17 protein-coding genes and 1 pseudogene are annotated in these 22599 nt (G+C 49.8%); 12 read left to right on the top strand and 6 right to left on the bottom strand.

What is annotated here, in order from left to right; translation table 11 throughout:
• Nucleotides 1–286: pseudogene (locus UCI88_RS05625) on the top strand (hypothetical protein); the annotation flags it as partial.
• Between the two features lie 111 nt (nt 287–397).
• Here the strand turns inward: UCI88_RS05625 and UCI88_RS05620 are convergent.
• Both UCI88_RS05620 and UCI88_RS05615 read right to left on the bottom strand, forming a co-directional pair.
• Entirely contained in the window at nt 398–2212 is a 1815-nt protein-coding gene (locus UCI88_RS05620; protein WP_256179835.1) for an ABC transporter ATP-binding protein, read from the bottom strand.
• Nucleotides 2209–4047, bottom strand: a complete 1839-nt coding sequence (locus UCI88_RS05615) for an ABC transporter ATP-binding protein (RefSeq protein ID WP_256179834.1) — start codon at nt 4045–4047, stop codon at nt 2209–2211. The genes UCI88_RS05620 and UCI88_RS05615 overlap by 4 nt, the downstream gene beginning before the upstream one ends.
• Nucleotides 4048–4289: 242 nt before the next feature.
• Here UCI88_RS05615 and UCI88_RS05610 point away from each other — a divergent pair, with 242 nt between their 5' ends.
• Nucleotides 4290–7412: an ESPR-type extended signal peptide-containing protein gene (locus tag UCI88_RS05610; protein WP_256179833.1), complete on the top strand. Its 3123-nt coding sequence runs from the start codon at nt 4290–4292 to the stop codon at nt 7410–7412.
• Between the two features lie 111 nt (nt 7413–7523).
• Here the strand turns inward: UCI88_RS05610 and UCI88_RS05605 are convergent, their stop codons facing one another.
• Nucleotides 7524–7862 (bottom strand): transposase, encoded by a 339-nt coding sequence (locus UCI88_RS05605; RefSeq protein ID WP_407944384.1) that lies wholly within the window; start codon nt 7860–7862, stop codon nt 7524–7526.
• 340 nt (nt 7863–8202) lie between these two features.
• On the opposite strand from UCI88_RS05605, the gene UCI88_RS05600 reads away from it, so the two are divergent.
• Both UCI88_RS05600 and UCI88_RS05595 read left to right on the top strand, forming a co-directional pair.
• Nucleotides 8203–8952, top strand: a complete 750-nt coding sequence (locus UCI88_RS05600; protein WP_256179832.1) for an NADPH-dependent oxidoreductase — start codon at nt 8203–8205, stop codon at nt 8950–8952.
• A gap of 338 nt (nt 8953–9290) precedes the next feature.
• The gene (locus UCI88_RS05595) at nt 9291–9899 is read left to right on the top strand and encodes a LysE/ArgO family amino acid transporter (RefSeq protein WP_044504320.1); all 609 of its coding nucleotides are present in this window, start codon (nt 9291–9293) and stop codon (nt 9897–9899) included.
• 6 nt (nt 9900–9905) lie between these two features.
• Here the strand turns inward: UCI88_RS05595 and UCI88_RS05590 are convergent, their stop codons facing one another.
• Nucleotides 9906–10856, bottom strand: a complete 951-nt coding sequence (locus UCI88_RS05590; protein WP_256179831.1) for a helix-turn-helix transcriptional regulator — start codon at nt 10854–10856, stop codon at nt 9906–9908.
• A 192-nt stretch (nt 10857–11048) separates the two neighbouring features.
• On the opposite strand from UCI88_RS05590, the gene UCI88_RS05585 reads away from it, so the two are divergent.
• Nucleotides 11049–12212, top strand: a complete 1164-nt coding sequence (locus tag UCI88_RS05585) for an iron-containing alcohol dehydrogenase (protein ID WP_256179830.1) — start codon at nt 11049–11051, stop codon at nt 12210–12212.
• 65 nt (nt 12213–12277) lie between these two features.
• Complete coding sequence (locus tag UCI88_RS05580) at nt 12278–12862, top strand: sugar O-acetyltransferase (protein WP_276535353.1); 585 nt, start codon at nt 12278–12280, stop codon at nt 12860–12862.
• A 65-nt stretch (nt 12863–12927) separates the two neighbouring features.
• On the opposite strand, the gene UCI88_RS05575 is transcribed toward UCI88_RS05580, so the two are convergent.
• Nucleotides 12928–13287 carry a winged helix-turn-helix transcriptional regulator gene (locus UCI88_RS05575; RefSeq protein ID WP_044504315.1) on the bottom strand — a complete coding sequence of 120 codons (360 nt, stop codon included), beginning with the start codon at nt 13285–13287 and terminating at the stop codon, nt 12928–12930.
• Nucleotides 13288–13476: 189 nt separating this feature from the next.
• Here UCI88_RS05575 and UCI88_RS05570 point away from each other — a divergent pair, with 189 nt between their 5' ends.
• From UCI88_RS05570 to UCI88_RS05560, 3 genes are all read left to right on the top strand, one after another.
• Nucleotides 13477–14379 carry a radical SAM protein gene (locus tag UCI88_RS05570; protein ID WP_256179829.1) on the top strand — a complete coding sequence of 301 codons (903 nt, stop codon included), beginning with the start codon at nt 13477–13479 and terminating at the stop codon, nt 14377–14379.
• Nucleotides 14380–14394: 15 nt separating this feature from the next.
• A complete protein-coding gene (locus UCI88_RS05565; protein WP_256179828.1) occupies nt 14395–15285 on the top strand; it encodes a radical SAM protein in 891 nt (296 codons plus the stop codon).
• Between the two features lie 291 nt (nt 15286–15576).
• Nucleotides 15577–17145 carry an AAA family ATPase gene (locus UCI88_RS05560; protein WP_044504308.1) on the top strand — a complete coding sequence of 523 codons (1569 nt, stop codon included), beginning with the start codon at nt 15577–15579 and terminating at the stop codon, nt 17143–17145.
• 64 nt (nt 17146–17209) lie between these two features.
• On the opposite strand, the gene UCI88_RS05555 is transcribed toward UCI88_RS05560, so the two are convergent.
• Nucleotides 17210–17857, bottom strand: a complete 648-nt coding sequence (locus tag UCI88_RS05555) for a class I SAM-dependent methyltransferase (RefSeq protein ID WP_256179827.1) — start codon at nt 17855–17857, stop codon at nt 17210–17212.
• A gap of 237 nt (nt 17858–18094) precedes the next feature.
• Between UCI88_RS05555 and UCI88_RS05550 the strand changes: the two genes are divergently transcribed.
• From UCI88_RS05550 to UCI88_RS05540, 3 genes are all read left to right on the top strand, one after another.
• Nucleotides 18095–18979: a radical SAM protein gene (locus UCI88_RS05550; RefSeq protein WP_256179826.1), complete on the top strand. Its 885-nt coding sequence runs from the start codon at nt 18095–18097 to the stop codon at nt 18977–18979.
• A gap of 23 nt (nt 18980–19002) precedes the next feature.
• Nucleotides 19003–19881 (top strand): radical SAM protein, encoded by an 879-nt coding sequence (locus UCI88_RS05545; protein ID WP_256179825.1) that lies wholly within the window; start codon nt 19003–19005, stop codon nt 19879–19881.
• A gap of 445 nt (nt 19882–20326) precedes the next feature.
• Nucleotides 20327–22599 (top strand): pertactin-like passenger domain-containing protein (locus tag UCI88_RS05540; RefSeq protein WP_330024096.1); only part of this gene is annotated, 2273 nt, incomplete at its 3' end.

Below are 22599 nucleotides of genomic sequence, written 5' to 3'. Positions count from 1 at the left end.
CGTCCTCTTCTCCATCGGCACCAGCATGGGCGGCGGGGAAAACATGTTCAACGCCGGTGTCAGCGTCAAGTTTGGAAGCAGCAATGAATATTCAAACTACTCTAAAGCTTCTTTAGCCGCTGTCGTATCGGAACAGGCTTCGACGATCGGCTCTTTGAATGCTCGCGTAGAAAAGCAGGAGCAGGAAAATGAAGCTCTGCGGGCACAGGTTGAAAAACAGGCTCAGGAAAATGCCGAATTACGCACACAAGTTCAGGACATCCTGCGCCAGTTGGCGAACAAATAGGCCGAAGGTTAACACGTAATCAACATCCTTTAGCACAAGACAAAACGGGGCTGTCCCGAGGTCATCATACCTTGGAGCAGTCCCGTTTTTCTATGGATGCGGAATTGGCAGCTAGACGCTCATTCCTTTGGCGTAGTTTTCGTACAATTCTTTATAGTAGCCGCCGCGGGCCAAGAGTTCACCATGGGGCCCTTGTTCGACGATGCGGCCTTGGTTGACGACGAGGAGGAAATCGGCGTCGCGAATGGTCGACAGGCGGTGGGCGATGACGATGCCCGTACGCCCTTTCAGCAGCTGATTCATGGCCTTTTGCACTTCTACTTCGGTGCGGGTGTCGACGTTGGCCGTCGCTTCATCGAGGACCAAGATGCTGGGATTGACTAAGAAGGCGCGGGCAATGGTCAATAATTGCCGCTGGCCTTGAGACAAGTCGTCGGCACCGTTTTTCAGCACCGTGTCGTAGCCGAGGGGGAGGGTACGGATGAAATGGTCGGCCATGGCCAGTTTGGCGACCTTGATGATTTCTTCGCGGGAGGCGTCCGGTTTGCCGTAGGCAATGTTTTCGGCAATGGTGCCTGTGAAGATCCACGTATCCTGCAGGACCATGCCAATCTGTCGGTGCAGGGTTTCACGGCGAAGGTCACGGATATCGGTGCCGTGAATGGTAATGGCGCCGCCGGAGATTTCGTAAAAGCGCATGAGGAGATTGATGATCGTCGTTTTTCCGGCACCTGTCGGGCCGACGATGGCGACGACGTGGCCTTTGGGAATCTCAAAATTCACATCTTCCATGAGGGGCTTGTCGGCGCTGTAGCCGAAGGTGACGTGTTTAAATTCAATGGCGTTATCCTTTGAGGCCGTCGCCGGTTGTCGCCGTGCTTCATCATAAGACGGTTCTTGCCGACCTGTCTTTTCATCAGGCAGGACCTCGATGGTCCCGGAATCGTCTTCCATGGGATAGTCTAAAATTTCATAGATGCGGCCTAAGGCGGCGTGTGTTTCCTGGAATCGCGTCAAAATGTAGGAGCTGCGGGAAATGGGGTCCGATACCTGGGTTACATAGAGGAAGAAGGCCTGAATGTCACCGAGGGTGATTTGGCCCCGGAGGACGAGGAGTCCGCCTTGGATGGCGATCAGGACGTAGCCGATTTGGTTGATGAAATTGACCAGGGGCATGATGAGCTGTCCCATAAAGCCCGACTGCCGTTCGCGGGTGAAGAGGCGGGTATTGAGGTCGCTGAGGTTATCCGTCGTGATTTTTTCAAGGCCAAAGGCTTGGACAATCTGCTTGCCGGAAATCAGTTCTTCGATGCCGCCGTTGACGGCGCCTAAGGCTTCCTGCTTACGAAGGTAAATGGTGCGGGCCTTTTTGGCCGTAAAGGTCAATCCCAGGACGCCGACGACGATGACGCTGAGGATGATGGCGGCCAGGCGGGGGCTGATCCAGATCATCATGGCCACGGCGCCGACGATGCCGATGAAGGACGAAATGAGGCCGGGAATGCCTTCGCGCAGCGTTTCACCGACGGAGTCTAAGTCGCTGGTCAGGCGGCTCAGCATGTCGCCGCGGTTGTGCTGGTTGAAATAGGCCATGGGCAGGTGATGGAGCTGGTGGCTCACGCGGCTGCGCAGGGCCAGGACCATGTGCTGCGATGCCCCGGCGATGATGAATTCGCTGGCGTAGGTAAATACGGCGTGGCAGCTGTAAAAGAAGACCAGCAGCAGAACGGTGTTGGTCGTGCCGTCTAAGATGGCCGTGATTTCTTGCTGCTCCTCGATGCCGTGAACGATGGCGTCGACGATGTTGCCCAAGAGGCGCGGGGAGATGATTTCAAAACTGGCCGCTAAAATGAGGGCCAAGGTCAGGACGGCCAATCGCCACCACTGACTACGGGAGTCACGGAGAAAGCGTTTGACGAGTATCATAAGGCCACCTCCTGTGACGTCACGATTTGCTGATAAATGGGGCAGCGGGCCAATAATTCATCGTGCGTGCCGACACCGACGGCCTGGCCCTGATTGATGACCAGAATTTTATCGGCTTTTCGGGCGGCGCTGACCTTCTGCTCGATGGAGATGAAGGCTCGCCCCGTGTGGTCCTTATTTTCTGACAGCCCTTTGATGTCGGCGCCGTCTCTGATTTCTTCGGCTACGGCTTTTCGGACTTGCTGCTCCGTAATGCCGTCTAAGGCAGAAAAACTGTCGTCAAAGATGAGCAGCCGCGGCTTTCTCACTAAGGCCCGGGCCATGGCAAGCCTTTGCCGCTGGCCGCCGGAGAGGTTGGTGCCGCCTTGGGAGAGGAGATGATCGTAACCGTCTTCAAAACGGCTGATGAACTCATGGGCGCCGGCGAGGACGGCTGCTTCTGTTAGCTGATCCGCCGATAGGGGCTCGTCTGAATTTTGGGCCTTGCCGTAGGCTAAGTTCATAGCAATGGAGCCCGTGAAGAGATAGGCTTTTTGCGGCACATAGCCGATTTGGGAGCGAATGGATTCTAGGGGCTGCTTGAAAATAGACTTCCCGTCAAAGAGGATGTTTCCCGATTCAATGGGGTATAAGCCTAAAATAAGCTTGGCCAGCGTACTTTTGCCGGAGCCGATATCGCCCATGACGGCCAAGGTTTCACCGGCTTCGAGGGTAAAGGAGATGTCCTTTAAAGCTGCTTCTTCGGCGTCGTCATAGCGAAAGGTGACGTGGCGGAATTCTAAAAGCGGCGGCTCTTTGCCGGAAGCCTCTGCGGTACTTTTTTCGTGCTCGTCCTTCTTTAACGGCTCGTTGTCAGAGGGGAGACTCATCGTTTCTTGGGAGGCCAGCCTCTTTTCGGCGTGTATTAATAATTCCTGAATCCGGCCGTAGCAGATGACGGCTTCGGGGACGTCGAGGAGGACGAAAACGGCCATGATGAGGTTCATCAAAATGAGGGTGGCGTACTCGATGATGGCCATGATATCGCCAATCTGCAGTTGTCCCGAATCGATTTGGTAGCCGCCGAGCCACAAGATGACGACGGTACTCATATTGAAGATGATGAGGATACTGGGCAGGCCGATGGCGTAGGTCCGGGCCAGCTTCGTTTCTTTGGCCGATAAATCGGAAAACATCCGGATTTCAGCGGCCTTTTCGTCGCGGCTGCGGTTAAAAGCCCGGATGACCGACATGCCGATGATATGGTCGCGGACCAGATCGGTGAGCTTGTCCAACTGTTGCTGGACGGCCATGACGATGGGAAGGGCCCTTTTTTGGATGACGAGCATGAGGCCGACCATGAGGATCATCAGGCTCAAGATGATGAGCCCCATTTCAAAACTTTTATAGAAGGTAAGGCCCAGGCCGACGAGAATCATGAGGGGCATGGGAAGAATCATGTTGATGCCTTCGGCGAGGACGGACTGGATTTTTTCGACGTCTCGCGTGGCCCGCATGAGCAGGGTACCCGTGCCGTATTTAGAAAAATCGGACAGGGAAAAGTCCTGTAAAGCCTGTACCAATTGTTGGCGCATGCGGAGGCTGACGCGGGAGGCGATATGAGAACTAAAGTATACGGCGCCCAGGGAGCCCATGAGGGTTACCAACGACGCGGCCATCATGGCGATGATGAGGCGGCTGATGGCGTCGATATCGCCTTGCAAGACGCCTTCGTTGATGATGCTGGCCGTTAAAGTCGGCACGGCCAGGGCACTGATGACGTGAATCAACGAGAGCAGACAGGCGCTTAAAAATGCCCATTTTACAGGCCGTATATAAGTGGAGCTGAACTTCATTGAGCATCCCTTCCTTTCCATGTAGTCTAGGGCTATTGTACCATACCTAGCGGCCCATCATCGACTGTATGGGTGAAAATGCATGAGCTGTTTTAACTGTTGTCGGGAGAATTTATTGATTGACTATAAAAATACATAATATTGGCCATAAAATGACTAACTTTACGATTATATAAAATAAATGTATACTTATATTGTAAGGTGAAAACGAATGGGTAATGGATTAGAAAGGAGATTCTTTGATGAACAGGATTTATCGGGTTATTTGGAGTCGAGCAAAAAACAGCTATGTCGTCGTGTCGGAAATGGCGAAAAGCCGGACCAAGAGTAATGGCAGTCGTGTCGTGAAAAAGACGGCCTTGGCAGCCATGGTTTTGGCAGGGCTGAGCATGTCCGGAATGGGGCTGTCGGCCTATGCAGCAGATAATATTGTCGTCGACAGCGGAACGGCGACGGGTACGACCAATACTGTGACCGATGATAAAACAGCTCGCGTTGTGGGGACGGAAAATACTGTAACCGGCAGTGAAGATGCAAATGTCATGGGTGACACGAATACAGTTGAAAACAGCAATGGTGTCAATATTGTCGGCAATGATAATAAGGTGACAAAGAGCTATCCTTACGATGGCGGAACAAGATATGAAGCGAGCCTTGATACGCGTATTTTGGGCAATAACAACGAAGTGCGGGGCAGTCGGAAGCAAAACGTCATCGGCGATAATAACAAGATAATTGCTAGAGATGTCGGTACGGTTACTGACTATGGTCATCCGGAAGGCCGTGAACCGAATATTTCCGACTTAACCATTGGCCGCGGCAATGTGATTACCGGTAACGATACGTATCGCAATGAATGGGACGCTTTAACGGTTATCGGTAATAATAATAATATCAGAGGTACGGCTGCCGGGATTGTTATTGGGGATAATCGAAACAATACGGAGCTTACAGATTCTATTATTATCGGCTCTTTATCTCCCGATGAAAAGAACTCGGATGACAATGATATTCGGGCAAGAAATATGGTTGTCATCGGCTATCATGCCTTTGGCAGCGATGGCAGTATGGCAATCGGGAGTAGAGTTAAGACCTTAGGGCCTGCAAGTGCAGCTGTGGGAATTCGTTCGACCGTCGAGGGAACTACTTATTATGCGACTCTCTATGGTATCGATAACAAAATCAGTACTGAAAGTGACACTGGATTTGGTGCATCGATAGCTCCCGGTGCTTTCGGCATGTTGAATAAGGTTGACTCATCCTTTAACTCCATGGTCTTTGGTACCGGCAACCGGGTGACCAATGCCTTCGGTAATATAAACGAAGGTATTGAAGGCGGATTTATGAGCGGCCGTATGGGCGAGCTGCTCTATCATGGCGGTGATGATATCGGGTATAAGGATCATTTCTCTGAAATCATGGGTGATTATGCTACGCTTAACGGCGGTTCTGTCTTTGCACTAGGGAACGGCAACGTATCGGATTATGCAAGACGTTCCTCTATCTTTGGGACGGGCAACACTTTAAACGGCAGCGAAGCTGCGGCCAGTGATTATAATCTGGTTACCGGCTATCAGAATAAGGCAACCAATGTGAATAACGTATCCGTCATGGGGACGGGTAATAAGCTTAGCGATGCGGCGACGGACGTCGTCATCGGTGATTACCATACCTTATCGGGCGGCAAAAATAACGTCATTTTGGGAACGATGGGGACAACAGATGGCTATGAAGAACAGACCTATACTCCCCAGAGTTACGCTCATACGACAGGAGAGCTGCAGTGGACTGGAGATACGCTGCACTATGTGGTAAAGGTGCAAAAACCGTTACGCGAACATGCGGAAAACATCAGCAACGCCGTCATGGTCGGTTATAATACGGACGTAGAGCATGATGACGGCGTGGCGATTGGCAGCAACGCTGTATCTTCTGTTGACAAAGGGGCTTTTGGGTATAACCCGATTACCGGCAAAGCCTTTGAAAATGAAGCGGCTATCGTAGCCTTTGCCGGCAAAGAAGCTCGCTTTGCCGAATTAAATAACAGTATCCCTGATTTAGAATCGGCTCTTTCGACAGCCAAAGCTGATTATGATACCAAGGTATCCGATTATTTGGCCAAGAACGCTGACTATGTGCAGGCCGTACATGCTTATAACAACATTGACCATGATTCAGACCAAGGTCGAAAAATTAAAGAGCAGATGGATGCTGCCAAGGCTGCCAATGATGCTGCCAGAGAGGCTATGGATGTGGCCGAATCCAGCATGAACGATGCCAATAAGGCCTACACGGCAGCTGTATCGGAAAAGAATCAGATTACATCGGCTTGGCAGTCCAATGCTGCCGCTGTATCCGTCGGTGACAGTGAATTAGGTATCACCCGTCAAATCACCAACGTCGCTGCCGGCACCAACGATACCGATGCCGTCAACGTGGCTCAGCTCAAAGCGGCCGTAGATGCAGCCGGCACGGGCTTACAGGAAAGTAACGAAGCCTTAACATTCAAAGACAATAAATTAGGCCTGTCCATTAAGAACTCGGAAGGGACCGAAATCATTTCGGGCAGCGTTAATTTATCGACCATTGCCTCGGCAATCGACACGAGAAATACCATTGCCAATGCTGACGGCGACAGCACGATTTCTATCGACAGCACAGAAAAGAATAATATCGGCGGAACGGAATACAAGATCAAGGTCAATACCGACGGCAAGGTAGCTTCGGGCAATAAGGGCATCGTCACCGGCGGTACGGTATACAATGAAACACGGGTCGCTCAAGACGGAACCTATGTTAAGAAAGCGAAGTCGGCGGGCGATAACTTAACGGCTTTAGACAGCCAGGTAGCTTCGAATACGACGCAGATCACGACCAATACCAACAAGATTACCAGCCTCACCAATGAAGTGACGGATATTTCCAGTAACGTGACTAACTTGAACAGCCGGGTCAGCAAACTCGATACGCGCATCAACCGCGTCGGTGCCGGTGCGGCAGCCTTAGCGGCCCTTCATCCCCAGGACTACGATCCGACGGCGAAGTGGGACTTTGCAGCCGGCTACGGTAATTACAATTCGGCTAATGCCGTTGCCATCGGTGCCTTCTATCGGCCGACGAACGACGTTCTCTTCTCCATCGGAACCAGCCTGGGCGGCGGAGAAAACATGTTCAACGCCGGCGTCAGCTTCAAGTTCGGCCAGGGCAGCCCCTATGCCGGCTACTCGAAAGACGCTTTGGTCGGCGTCATTTCGGAACAACAGCAAGAAATCGATACCATGAAGGCGGAAAACGAAGCCAAGGACAAACGCATCGAAGCCCTCGAAAAACAGATGCAGGATATCATGAACCGTTTGAACGGATAAGTGATGGTTACGACATCTTTTAGGCTCTTTGTTAAATGTTAGGGTGCCAACTAAATCATCCAACGCGAATGGACGTGAGTGAGTTTTTCTTGCTCTCGTCCATTTCTTTTTTTATTCTTTTAAAGACGCCCAGAGGATTCTGATGCGAAATCTTTCGAAATTCTGGAATCCAAAAGCGGCTCGTTTCAATACGTTTATCTTGTTGTTCATCCCTTCCGTAAATCCGTTCGAATACACTTGTGTCAGTCCATTTAAGATCGCTTGTCTCCAATCTTTAAAGGTTTTCAACACACTTCTAAATTCGCTTCTCACGAAAATGGTTCTGAACCTTTTCCGCACTCGTTCCTGAGCCCAGATGACCAGCCTTTTGATATGGAATCGGTCTCCCATGATGGTTACACAAGGAAACATGGTTTGAACTACACGACGGAAAAGAGAAGTGAGAGACATATCTATATACTCCTTTCGGTTCTTCGTGGTGGTTGAGCTAACTGGTAGTGTTGGATATGTCTTATTTTATATAGAACAAGGGTCTTGTAAACTAGAGTGTCCACAAGACCCCAACATTTATTATAGAACCTGTTTTTTTGCGTCAAGCACCAAGGAATATACAGCGAAAGCCCTCTACCTAGAGGATGAAGCGGGGGACCAATTTGCGTAAGCCATTGAAGCCAGACCATGGTAATGACTAGACAAGGTGCATATTTAGTGTTATTGTAGAAAAAAGTTCGATATTATGTGCCAGGAATAGAATCGTGTACTCGCCGTATTTTGTAAAGGAGCTGATCCCATGAATCCTATGGACGTGTTATTGAATCATCGCACTATTCGTGAGTTTAAATCCGATCCTATGCCGCCGCAGCAATTGAGCCTATTATTGGATATAGCCAAAAGAACGGCTACCAGCATGGGGATGCAAAGTTTCAGTATCATCCACATTGAGAATCCGGAACTGAAAGGGGCTATTGCAGAAGTTTGCAACCAGGAATATGTAGCACGGGTACCGGAGCTGTTTATTTTCATCGTCGATGCATACCGCAACTCCCGTATCGCTCGCGAACGAGGGGTAGAAAGTGTTGGTGAACGCGATAGCGATCGTTTCTTTCAAGGCTGGACGGATGCCGCTATAGCCGCTCAAAATATGGTGGCCGCTGCTGAACTTAGTGGTCTCGGTACGGTTTATTTTGGCAGTATCTTAAATAATGCACCTAAGATGATTGAACTTCTGAAATTGCCGGAATTAACCTTCCCCGTAGTGGGGGTCGGCATTGGGATACCGAATCAGGAACCGCAGTTAAAGCCGCGTATGCCTCGTGAAGCCAACGTATTTGAGGACTCTTATCGGGTATTTGATTCTTATTTGGAACTGTTGAAAGATTACGATGCGGAAATGGAAGAGTATTACGATTTGCGTGATACGAATCGACGGGTAGATTCCTTTACGAAACAGATTGCCGGTAAGAAGGCAATTCCGTTACGGCAAAAATTGATACAACAAGCAGAAGCACAAGGCTTTACCTTTTACGATATCGAGGAATAAATACTTTTTGGCCCCGAGCGGTGACCGTCAAAGTGTTTTTTACGGCTGACTACTTGCGATAGCAAGTGGTCAGCCCTTTTTGCTGTTTGATGCCAGGGAGACCATAGGGCATTTTTTGATGTGGCTATCGTAGGTGGCGTAGCTTTTATGGAAAATTTATGTTCAAACAATGACGATATGGTTAATTGCAATACCAATTAGGCCACTCGAGACAATTCGGTAATGGCCGCTGTTTTTTTGTTGTCATCCCTTGTGATATCCTGTATAATAAAAAATTAACACCGTTTGGTGCGTTCGATGATGTTATTCTTCTATATGTTGGCAAGGGAGTTTTTTCTATGAGCTTTTTTCTGCAGGGCCTGACGTTGGGCTTGGCCTATGTGGCCCCCATTGGCATGCAAAATATGTTTATCATCAATTCGGCACTGAATAATACGCGGCGGCGGGCTTTTTTGACGGCCCTCATCGTCCTTTTTTTCGATATTACCTTGTCCCTGGCCTGTTTCTTCGGTATCGGCCGGGTGATGGAACTCTTTCCTAAGGTAGAAATGGTCATCTTAGGCGTTGGCAGCCTGCTGGTCCTCTATATCGGCGCCGGACTCATTCGGGCCAAGGCGGAGACGCAGGGCGAGTATCGGCCCATGACGATTCGCAAGACTATTTCTGAAGCGGGTATCGTCACTTGGATTAATCCTCAGGCCATCCTCGACGGAACGATGCTCCTCGGATCCTTTCAGGTGACCTTGAGCGCATCTCAGCAGACGCCCTTTCTCAGCGGCGTTCTCCTCGCTTCGTGCGTATGGTTTATTTTCTTGAGCGGCCTCGTTTCTTTGTTCCGCAGCCGCTTCAGTCCGCGCATCCTGCGGGCCATCAATATTATCTGCGGCTCTGTCATCTGTTTTTATGGCTTGAAGCTGCTCTTTGACTTTGCCAGTCGCCTGAGCTGAGGACTTTCATCGGAAGCGGGCCTTGGGCGACGTCCCGTAATACTCTCTAAATGCTTTGTAGAAATTGCTGTTATTGCTGTAGCCCAGCATGGCAGCAATTTTTTCGATGGAAAGATCCGTCGACTTTAGGAGGATGGCCGCCTTTTTCATGCGGATGGACAGGAGAATCTCTGAAAAGGTGCGGCCTTCTTTTTCGGACAAGAGGCGCGAGAGGTAGACCGGATGGTAGCCGAAGCGGGCCGCCGTGCTCTTGAGGGTCGCCGTGTCGGAATGGTATTCGATGTAGGCCATGATTTCTTCTGTGACCGACGCCTTTCGGGCCGGCTGGTTTTGGGCCCGGACGGCTTCGGACATGTACATGGCCATGGAGAGGAAGAGGGCTTTCAAGATGGATTGGCTCTGGTCCGTGCGGCGGACGTATTCCAGTACCATCAAGTCGAGGATGGACCAAATCGGGGAATCGGCTCCCGGCGTGAAGCGGATGATGCCGTCGGCATAGCGGTTGACGGCGGGCTCTAAAAAGAAGTGGAGCAGGTCCGTGTCGGCGCCGAGGACGGAAAGGTATTCTCGGAGGAAGGTTTCTTTCTTGATGAGGATGCCGACGATGACGATCGTTTCGTCACCGTCTTTTTTCAAGGCGTAGCCGCTGTAAGGCTGGCCCAGGTAGCCGTCGCCTTCTTTCATGGAAATCCTATTTTGGCTGGAAGCGCTGAGGGCTTCGTAATTTCCCCGGTAGGCGAAGTTTACAAAGAAGAAGTCCTGGCGGTGGAAACGCTCGTCGATGTGGCTGCCCGTAAAGGCGCAGAGCATGATTTCATCGGCCGGATCGCCGAGCCACTGGGAAATGAGTTCCGTTCGGCCAGATGACGGGTCGGGGCGAAAGTCCCAGTTGAGGAGGGGGAACTCCCTTCCCAGCACGGTCAGGGCCTGTTCCAACTGTTCTTTTCTGTCGTTCAAGAGAATCACCTGCTGTCAAAACATAAAGAATCTGTCATCGGATGCAGCCTCCTTCAGGTTAATATATACCACTATATAAGTTATCATATGGCGCTGTTTCCAGATGTCAAACAGGGTACACTGATAACAACAGCGGCGGGGTCACAAGATTCCGACCGCCAAGGGTATCTATTGACTGAGGAGGTTTTTTATATGTATCAATTTAATTTTTATATGCCGACGAAAGTACTATTCGGGCCGGGACGGCTTCAGGATTTGCACAACGAGCAGATTCCGGGAAAGAAAGCCCTGATCGTCACGTCGAACGGCACGTCGGCCAAGCGTTTCGGCTATTTGGATGCCGTTAAGAAAGAATTGGATGCAGCCGGCGTCGGCTATGAAGTCTTCGACCAGGTGCGTCCCAATCCGACCGATTACAACGTCATGGACGGGGCCAAAATGGCTCGGGATACGGGCTGTGACTTCGTCGTGGCCCTCGGCGGCGGCTCGGTCATGGACTGCGCCAAGTGTATCGCCCTGATGATGACCAACGACGGCCATATTTGGGATTACAGCCTGTCTGAAAAGGGCGGCAAGAAACAGCCGGATGTTGATGCGGCACCGACGGTAGCCATTACGACGTCGGCCGGAACGGGCAGTGAAGTCGACATGGCGTCGGTCATCAGCAAAGACGACGTCAAGGAAAAGACGGGCATCTTCTTCCCGTCCATGTTCCCGGTGTTGGCTGTCGTCGACGCCAATCTGATGATGAGCGTGCCGCCGAAATTTACGGCGTATCAGGGGATGGATGCCTTTTTCCATGCTGCCGAATCGATGATCTGCAAGAACGAACATCCTATGGGGGAAATGTTTGCCTTGAAGGCCATTGAACTCGTCGCAAAGTATCTTCCTCGGGCCTACCGCGACGGCAGCGACAAGGAAGCGCGGGCTTATATGGCCTTGGCCAACACGCTGGCCGGGTACTACATGCTCTGCACGTCGGAACACACGATGGAACACGTCATGGGCTCGTACCACGATGATCTCGTCCATGGCGCCGGCCTGATTATGCTTTCTCATGCTTACTACGATTTCTTTGCCGAACGAAAAGCGGCTGAAGAACCGATGATGAAGATGGCCAAAGCCATGGGCGTCGCCAACCCGACGTCGGGCAAGGACTTCATCAAGGCCTTGGATGAACTCTTAGAAGCCGTCGACTGCCATGATTTGCGCATGAGCGACGTCGGCATTACGAGAGACGAATTGAAGACCTACCCTCAGCGGATACACGACGTATTGGGCGGCGATATTACGGCCGATCCAGTGCCCCTTTCCGATGAAGATTACCTTGAAATCTTTGAAAAAGCCTATAAGTGAGGCCATGCTTTCGCGGTAGGCGAGGGGAATTTTAATAAGCTTGATACAAAGAGGAGGTGTCTTACTTGGAAAAGGATATGAAAACCATGACCGAGTGTGAAAAACTCGACGCCGGCCTGGCCTATGATTTTTGGGATAAAGGGGTCAACGACCGAAAGTTGAAGGCCATTGCCGAAACGAAGAAGCTCAATGTCATCGATTCGGGCGATGAAGAAGCTATCGAAGCCTGCCTGCGCCGCCTCTTCGGATCCTGCGGCAGCCATCCTTGGACGGCACCGGGCTTTCGCTGTGACAGCGGCAGCAACATCCATGTCGGCGACAACTTTTTGGCCAACTTCAACGTCACCATCTTGGATATCGGTCCGGTCCGCATCGGCGACCACGTCATGATTGGTCCGGGGACCCTGATTACGACGGTCAACCATCCTTTGTCGCCGCGGGGACGGCGGCAGCATTTGGGAATCATGAAGCCCGTCACCATCGGAAACGACGTCTGGATCGGCGGCAATGTGACCATCCTGCCCGGCGTTACCATCGGTAATAACGTCGTCGTAGCAGCCGGTGCCGTCGTTACCAAAGACGTGCCCGATAACTGCGTCGTCGGCGGCGTGCCGGCAAAAGTGATTCAAACGATTGAAAATGATATATAAGTCTTAGCCTAAGCGTCTTCTGTGGCTGTCGTCACGGAAGGCGTTTTTTGGCTTCCCGGAAACGGTTAAGGCACCGGCATTTCCCGGTGGCGGCGGTGTTCTTCGCCCCAGCGGTAGAGGCCGTCCAGGGGCTCGATCAATTTCTTTCCCTCGTCGGAGAGTTCATACGTCACCGACGGCGGGACGGTTCCCTTCGACTTGCGGATGATGAGGCCGTCCGCTTCGAGCTCTTTTAAGTTGCGGGCCAGGACCGTATTGGTCACGCCGCCTAAATGGCGCTTCAACTCGTTGTAGTGGAGAATGCCGTAATGGGTCAGATGCCAGAGAATGGGAATCTTCCACTTGGCGCCGATGAGATTCATGGCGTAGAGAATGGCGCATTGGCCGTCATAAGGGTTTTCGTAGTCCTTCTTTTTTTGAGTCATAAGCCTGTCCTTTCAGGTACCAAAAATGTGCGTACTTGTCATTGTCGTACTTCATGGTTATAATACATCATACGATGAGAAAGGGCAAGACAATCTTGTCGGTAAGAAGTAAGGGCAGGGCGATGCCTGCCGGATATTAGGCCTCATTGTTTTTTGATGATACGATCCAGCATACAGGAGGAAGCCACCATGCATTTTACCAGTGGAATAAACCGGCCGCCTTATGAAGGCAATTCCGGATTTTTACAATTAACGAGCGGCTGTTCTCATAACGGCTGTTATTTTTGCAGTTACTATAAGACCGACCGATTCAAGCGGTCGCCCATGGAAGAAATCGAAGCCGATGTCAAGGAAATCCCCAAATACTTTGGCGCACCGAAGCGAATTTTCCTGCAGTCGGCCGACGCTTTTTCTGCCGATTACGACGTCTTGATGAAGACGGCGGAGCTGATTCACCGCTATGTGCCGTCCGTTGAAACGATTGGCGGCTACGCCCGCATCGATAACTTCGTCGACAAGACGGAAGAACAGATTCGAAACATGAAAGATGCCGGCTTTGCCGATCCTTATATCGGCGTCGAATCGGGGGACGATCATTTGTTGAAATTCATGCACAAGGGCTATGATCGGGCGACGGCAAGAGAGCAATTGGAAAAATTAGACCGCGCCGGCTTCTCTTATGTCGTCAACTGGATCAACGGCCTCGGCGGGAAGGGGTATGGTCTCAAACATGCCCTCGATACGGCGTCCCTCTATGACGGCCTCCACCCGTCGATGATTGATATTTCTTCGCTGGTCCTCATCCCCAAGACGGGCTTATGGAACTTGGCCCGGGCCGGAAAATATGAAGAAGCCGGCGAAGTCGAACGGCTGCAGGAAATGCAGGAATTCTTGAAAGCCCTGACCAACGACACAATCTTTCAGTCCAGTCACATTTCCGTGCCTTTCCACGTACGGACGGAGATTCCGGCCCATAAACAGGAGCTCATCGACGGGATTCAAGATATTATAGATAATCAAGGAGAAGCAGCCCTGCGCCGTTTCCGGACGGAGTACGCATCCCAAGGCTACCGCGCTCCCGGTGAATATTGATAGGAGGAGAAGAACATGGAATATAACGGAACTATATATCGGCCGCCTATTGAGGCCAATACGTTTTTGATTCCCCTGACGGAAGGGTGCAGCCATAACAGCTGTCATTTTTGCAGCATGTACAAGGACGTTCCCTTTCGCATGTGGCCGACGGCTGACGTCGAAGCCTATATGAAAGGTGCCAAAGAACGCTATGGTTGGCAGATGGAAGACTTGGAACGGGTCTATCTTATCGGCGCCGATCCTTTCGTCCTGTCGGCAAAGAATTTGATCGAGCGCATCGACGTCATCAAGAAGTACCTTCCCAAGGTCAAGGTCATTACCATGTATGCCCGCATCGAAAATATTGCCCATAAGAGCGATGACGATTTGAAGGCCTTGAAGGCCGCCGGTGTCAATGACCTCTACATCGGCATCGAAAGCGGTTTGACGGATATCCTCGAATACCTCAATAAAGGCTATACTATCGAAGAAATCCGGGAGCAGTGCCTGCGTCTCAATGCCGTCGGTATCCGTCACTCCGATTTATTGATGCTGGGCACCGGCGGCCGCGGTCGGGGTCAAGAAAACGCCCTGGCCATGGCCAAGCTTGAGAACGAAATCAAGCCGACTCAAATTTTGGTCAACACCATGTCGGCCTTTGCCGGAACGAAACTCGACGACGACATAAAAAAGGGCGTCTTCATCCCGGCCGAAGAGAGAGAAAATCTCGAAGAAGAAAAGACTTTTCTGGAACACTTAGAACTTCCCGATACCTACTTCTGGGCCCTCCATCCCTTAGATTCCGTCCGCATCGACGGCATCTTGAAAAAGGATAAACAGCGGATGATCGCTATCTTGGACGATGCCATTACCAACGCCAGCCACGAACGGATTCAGAGGACGGCAAGGAGAGGGACGCTGTAAGGTTTGGCTGAAAGCTGTCTTTGGATGGAAACTTTTATATGGAAGCATGAAAAAAACTCGGTAGGTGACGATTTGTCGGTACCGAGTTTTTTCTTTATTATTTGAAATATGGATATAGACGTAACTCTAAGAATTATAAAATACTACTTATAAAGTAATAAAATCACAAAAGAGGAGTAAAAAGTTCTGAAAGATGGTAAAATAAAATTATATAGTGTACTATAGGAAACTTTTACCGATTACCATTGAATTGGTGTGCATCGAATAGGATTGAGGAAAGGAAGGCAGACGATGGGTATGTATTTGAATCCCGGGGAAGGGCTGTTTCGCATGGCTTTGAATTCGGAAATCTATGTCGATAAATCAGATATGATCGCTGTCCTGAACCGCATGGTTAATACAGAACAACGTTTCGTCTGCGTCAGTCGGCCGCGGCGTTTCGGGAAGTCATTGACGGCAAATATGCTGGCAGCCTATTACGACGGCTCTGAAGACGGAAGCCCTTTATTTTGCGATTTAAAACTCGGAAAACTGCCTGACGGTTTGGCTGAGTGCGGACGGTACGATGTCATCAAAGTGAATGTACAAGAATTTTTGAGCGCCGGCCTGTCCATATCGGCCATGTTGGAGCGGCTGCAGCTTCGCGTTATCCGGGAAATCTGCCGGGCCTACCCCGATGTCAATTATTTTGACGATACCCATTTGGCCGATACCTTAGGCGATGTCTTTGCCGGTACGAGACGGCAGTTTGTCATCATCTTGGACGAATGGGACTGCATCTTTCGGGAATATCCCCACGATGAAAGGGCGCAGCGGCTGTATCTCGATTTTTTGCGCAACCTGTTAAAGGATAAGGAGTACGTGGCCTTGGCCTATATGACGGGGATTTTGCCGATTAAGAAGTACGGGACGCATTCGGCTCTCAACATGTTTACGGAATTTTCCATGGAGCATCCCGATCAGATGGCACAGTTCGTCGGCTTTACGGAAGACGAAACGAAGAATCTCTGCCTGCGTTACGGTATGGATTTTGAAGAATGCCGGGCTTGGTACGACGGCTATTCCTTCCCGAATTGTCCCCATGTGTACAGTCCGAAAAGCGTCGTCGATGCCATGGTCAAGGGCCGTTTCGGCAGCTATTGGAACAAGACCGAGACCTATGAAGCACTGCAGGTCTATATCGATTTGAATGAAGACGGCCTGCGCGATGCTGTCGTCAAGATGATGGGCGGCGGCTGTCAAAAAATTAATACCGGGACCTTCCAGAATGACATGACGACCTTTACTTCTGCCGATGACGTCATGACCCTCTTGGTCCACCTCGGCTACCTCGGGTATGATAGCGAGGGGGAAGAAGTCTTTATTCCTAATAACGAAGTTTTACAGGAATACGTCAATGCCACCAAGCAAGGCGACGCCTGGCAGCCCGTCAGTCAGGCCGTAAGAGCGTCAGATGAGCTGCTCCAAGCCGTCTTTGACGGCAGGGCGGATGACGTGGCTTTCGGCGTGGCGGCAGCCCATGTGGAAACGAGTCAGATTCAGTACAACGATGAAAATGCCCTCAGTTACACACTGTCCCTGGCTTTTTACAGTGCCAGGAGGTATTACAATATCGTTCGTGAAATGCCTGCCGGAAAAGGCTTTGCCGACCTGGTTTTCGTGCCGCGGCCGCAGCATGGGGATAAACCGGCCTTAGTCGTTGAACTGAAATGGAATCATGATGCCGAGACGGCTATCAGTCAAATAAAGGAAAAAGGCTACGCCGATGCCCTGCAGCACTATGCCGGAAAAGTCATCCTCGTCGGCATCAATTATGACAAAAAAACGAGGTCTCATGAATGCCTCATCGAAGAATGGTAGGCTGACATGAAAAAGAGAGTATCCATCATGGCAGACGGATACTCTCTTTTTTGATGTGCGGATATTATTTTGTTCCTTCGACGCAAATCCAGCCTTCTTTAGGCTCGATGTGGAGCTTGACGGCCGTGAAGCCGGCGTTGCGGAAGATATCTTCGAAGGTTTCCGGCGTCGGGTTGTAGAGGTTGTAGTGTTTGATGTTTTCTCGGGTGGCCGGGCTGAGGTCAGGCCGTTCGTAGATTTCGGCGATGAGCAGGAAGGTGCCGCCTTTTTTCAGGATGCGGCTGACTTCTTTCAAGTTTTCTGGCGGATCGGGCCAGAAGTAGAAGCTTTCGACGGTCGTGATCTTATCGAAGCTGTCGTCGGTAAAGGGCAGTTTTTCGACGGAGCCTTGGGAGACGTCCATCTTGCCGGCTTTTATAGCTTCTTCGTTTGTCTGGCGTGATGTCTGGACGGAGGTCTCGGAGTAATCGACGCCTGTAAGATGGCCTGTGGTTACGTGGCTGCTCATGCGCTTTAAGTTGGCCCCGCCGCCGCAGCCGATGTCGAGGACGGTTTCATCGCCGCGCCAAGTAAAGTGGGAGAGGCCCCAGGCCGTGAGGGGGCCGTGGCTTTCATTCATGCGGGCCAGCATCTGTTCACCCGCTTCGCCTGTCGGTTTGGCCGGATTGCCGGCGGCCGTAATGGCTTTTTCATTTTTCGTATCGGTACTCATGTATATCACCTGCTTTCAAAAATAAATGTGGATTACTTGAATCTATTATACGACGATTGATTCAAAAAGGGGAGAGCAGGAAGAAAACAAAAAAAAAAACGAATTAATATATTGACATATAGATAAAAATAGATATAATATAAGTGCGGGTAAGGTCATTGGAAATCTTGCCCCCTTTTCTTAGGATTAATATATCTATAATGAGCGAATTTTAGATTTGAAGAAAGGAATCTTACCATGCATTTTCACGGACCGATTATCAGACCGCAGACCGATGCGGATAGTTTATTTATTGAAGTAACGGCAGGGTGCTCGCACAATGCCTGCACGTTCTGCAATTTCTATAAAGATACGCCTTTTAGGGTGGCACCCCTTTCTCAGATTGAGGAAGATTTGAAGGACGCTAAGCGAGAATGGCCCGATGCTAAGAACATTTGGGCTTCCGGCGGAGACCCCTTCGTTCTCAGTACGGAAAAACAGGTTGCCGTCTGGGACCTGATGAAGAAATATTATCCCGATGCCCGCATTTCGACGTATGCCACGATTTCTGACTTCAAACAGAAATCGGTGGAAGACATCAAAAAGATTAAGGCCCACGGCCTCGATGAAATCATGATCGGCATTGAAACGGGGGACGATGACGTCTTGGCCTTCGTCAATAAAGGCTATACGGCTCAGGATATTTTGGACGCCGGCAAGAAAATGGATGAGGCCGGCATTACTTACCGCATAATTTACCTTGGCGGTCTGGCCGGTAAGGGAAAGCTGGTTGAAAGCGCCAAGAAGTCGGCTGCGATTTTCAACCAGCTTCATCCGTACTACATGATGCTGACCAACGTGTCTGTCCTGCCGGGAACGAAGCTGTATGATCAGATGGAAGCCGGCGAATGGACGGAAGCGACGGAAAGGGAACGAATCGAAGAAATCCGTACCCTCTTGGCCGAATTGAAGATTCCCATTACCATCAATTCTGGTACGTCTACCAGCAGCGTTCGTTTTGAAGTGACCTTGCCTCAGGAAAGGGAACAGATTCTGTCGGCCCTCGACAAGACAATCAATCGGTTTGACGAACAGGTGGAAGCTGAATTGTCGCGCTGGCGTCACAGCATGAGAGCCGTTTAAGGGAGAAAGAGAGGAGATTGTCCATGCATTTTGCAAGCAATGTCGTACGTCCGCCTTATGAAGCCAACAGTGCCTATTTACAGGTAACCAGCGGCTGCAGTCACAACGCCTGTCGTTTCTGCACTTATTATAAGGAGGCGCCTTTTGCCGTTTCGCCGGAATCGGAAATCGTCGAAGACTTGAAGGAAATGGCAAGTTACGGTGTGCCCTTCCCGCGTATTTGGCTGCAGGGGGCCGATCCCTTTCTCCTGACTTTCGAGAAATTGAAGCGCATTGCCAAACTCATCCATCAGTACCTGCCTTTCGTTAAGACCATCGGCGGCTACGGCCGGGTCAACAGCCTGCGCAATAAGACTTCTGATCAGTTGAATGAATTGAAGGACCTCGGTTATTTCGGCATCGTCTTCGGTGTCGAATCAGGAGATGAAAAGGTCTTGACCTACATGAATAAGGGCTATCATGCCGATGAAATCGTGCCTCAATTGTCTAAGATGGATCAGGCCGGCATGCCTTACGAAGTCATCTTCCTGAGCGGCCTCGGCGGCAAGGGCTATGGCTTGGATCATGCCAAAAAGACGGCTGCCGTTTTTAACCAGCTCCATCCCGACCGCATCCTCATTGCCGGCCTTACGATTTTCCCGGATACACCGCTCATGAAGGACGTCCGAAGCGGCGAATTTCAGGAAGCAACGGAAGGGGAACGCATCTTGGAATTGAAGGAATTCTTGAAGGATTTAACCATAGAGACCCTCATCGACGCCACCAATGCCTCCATCATAACGGCGATTTACGGACAGATACCGGCCCAAAAGCAGGCGATGATCGACCGCCTGCAGGCCGTGTACGATACATACGGTGAACAGGGCCTGCGGCATATGCGGGACTCCCTGGGCGCTATCTGAGTATTCCCTTTAGGAGGAGATGCAGATGAAGAAAAAAAGTTTTGATTATCGGCACCAGTCCGCGCCTTCACGGCAACACCAATATCCTGGCTCAGTCCTTTTCCAAAGAGGCTAGGCGGATTCAATCTCGGTTATTGTCCCAAAAATCTAAAATACCCTATTTACAAAAAGGCGCCTTGCTTGAAGCAAGTCGCTTTTTTTGTTCATGAAAGCGTCTTTGATTCAAAGCGTAAGATGATTTTTTATCATGATGGTTTTATTCAAATACTGATGATGCATTGAAATGACATATAACATACTTGAAATCGATCTAAAATAAATTTAAAATATGATTACAAATGAGATAATTTATACATGATTCAGACAAAATAAGTTGTAATATTTATTAGTATGTGATGAATTACCTTGAAAAAAGAAAGCTATTTGTTATGATGGGGTGGTATGTATGAGTGGTAAAAAACGTAAAAACGAGTTATTGCGTGTCTTGGTATTGAGCGCCTTATTGAGCACGTCTTATTTTGGGGTGGCAGCGGCTGACTATCCCTTGACCGGCGATACCATTGAAGGGAAGCATGAGTTACCGACATTGAAAGCTCTATATGTGCTTGATGGTGAACAAAAAGTAACGGCATTGTCAGATGTTTCGATTGTTTCTGCAGAAGGCGGTAGGTGGCCTATTATAAACAGCACTGACAGTGCGAACAGTAGTCTGGATTTAGATATGAACGGCCATTCGTTAGCCATAGATGCTAAATCAAACGGTATATATATAACGAAAGATAACACAAACATCAATATCCATAATGCGGATAGCATCGAGACAACAATTGATAAGCATAATCTTATAAACGATGTTAGAGGTAACGGAAGTTCGATTAATTTTCAGGCCAATAATATAACCTTCAATAAATCGGAAGTTTATGAAGATAATCCAATGATTGCCGTGGGCAACAAGAACGCATTAACTGTGCACGCCGACAATAATTTGGTGTTTAACAATTATGCGCGGGCTAATACGCTTGCTTCATATTATGGCGCTAAGGTTCAATTGGAAGCAGATCATGATATTACCTTTAACCATACTTATAGTAATACTCCGGCGGTACAGGGCCTGCCGATTTTGTATTTTGGGAATAATGCTGAAGGAACGATAACGGCCGGTAACGATATTAATTTTAACCGCAATCAATATGCGTATTTAATTGGTGTGCAGTATAGTGGTAAGGCTGTTGTAACAGCTAAGGGTAATATTAATTTCCGTGAACAGGCACCGGGTTATATGGCTGTTATGTCTGCAGAACGTGGGGCGAATCTTGAATTGCAGGCACAGGCCATTACGGGGAATACGCAGCAAATCGTGTCAACCACGTATGGTTCGCAGGCACTGCTCAAGGCGAATGAAATTAATTGGGTAGCCGAAGGAAGAGATATGTCTGATTATGCAGAGCAATACCCGTATAAGACCAGTATGCTCGTAGCCTATCGAGGCGATAGTAAGGTTGAATTACAGGCCGATAAGGCCATTAATTTATCAATCGGTGTACCCCATACCATGCTCTATGCTGAGGGCGGCGATATTGCTCTTAATGCCGGCGATTCGATTTATTTGCATTCCACCGGAGCGACAGACGAAGCTTCTCAGGCCAGCCTGCGTGTAGTTAATGGGGCCATTGATTTGACGGCCAGTGCGATTACTTTAGAAAATGAAGGGGCAACGGCAGCTTATGCAGAGTATTTGGGGAATATTAATTTTAATGGCAACACCTTTATAAAGGGTGCCGGTATCGGTGCTTTTTCGCAAGTAGGCGGCAAAATTAACTTTAACGGCAATACAGTTATGTCGCAAGTCGGTATTGGGGCTTTGGCAGAAACCGACACAGATCCATGGAATGAAGATCTTTCAAAGATTACTTTTGATGGCGATGTCGCAATGGCTCAAGCTGAAACAGGAGCCAGTGTCAAATATAATAGCGACATCGTTTTCAACAAAGGCGTTGCTATTGATGCCAAAGACAATGCCTTCTATACGGAATCAGCCGGACGTATCCAAGCCTTGACTTCCGGTGTCGATAAGGTTATCAAGGGCAATATGCAGGCCCTGAATGGTCAGATTGACGTCCTCTTTGACACGGCAAATTCATCCTTTACCGGCAAGACGGAACTTCAAAATATTGAAAAACTTTACGTCATTGATGACGAAGAAGAGTACGACGATGAGGATTTAGACGTCGACACCTATGCAGCCGATGATGAAGAATACGATGACAGTGACGATGACTGGGAAGAACCAGAAAACCCGTATATCGAAGAAACGCCGCACATCAATATAGCCCTGAAAAACGGCGCTGTTTGGAACGTAACTGGTGACAGTACGCTGACCAATCTGGCCAATGATTCTTATGTCAATATGACGGACGGAACGAAAAGCGGCACCAGCCTTACGGCCCAGACCTTATCCGGTACGGGGACTATGGTCATGGACCTCGATTGGACCAGTAACGGCGGGGCAAAAGAAAAGACCGATAACAGCGATTACCTAAATGTTACAGAAAGTGCGACCGGGACACAGGCCCTGGTAACTGACAAAGCATCCATGCATCTCGATGCCATGGGCGTCAATGACCGCCTCTACTTCGCTACTTTGGCCAACAGTGATGCCGTATTTACCAGCCCCATTACCCAGCGCAACGTACAAAAAGGCCATTTATACGACTACAT

It is taken from the genome of Megasphaera massiliensis (genome assembly GCF_036305205.1).
In the GTDB taxonomy this organism is placed as follows: Bacteria; Bacillota; Negativicutes; order Veillonellales; family Megasphaeraceae; genus Megasphaera; species Megasphaera massiliensis.
Note: the sequence above shows the minus strand (reverse complement) of the source record. Positions and strands in the feature narration are given on the sequence as shown.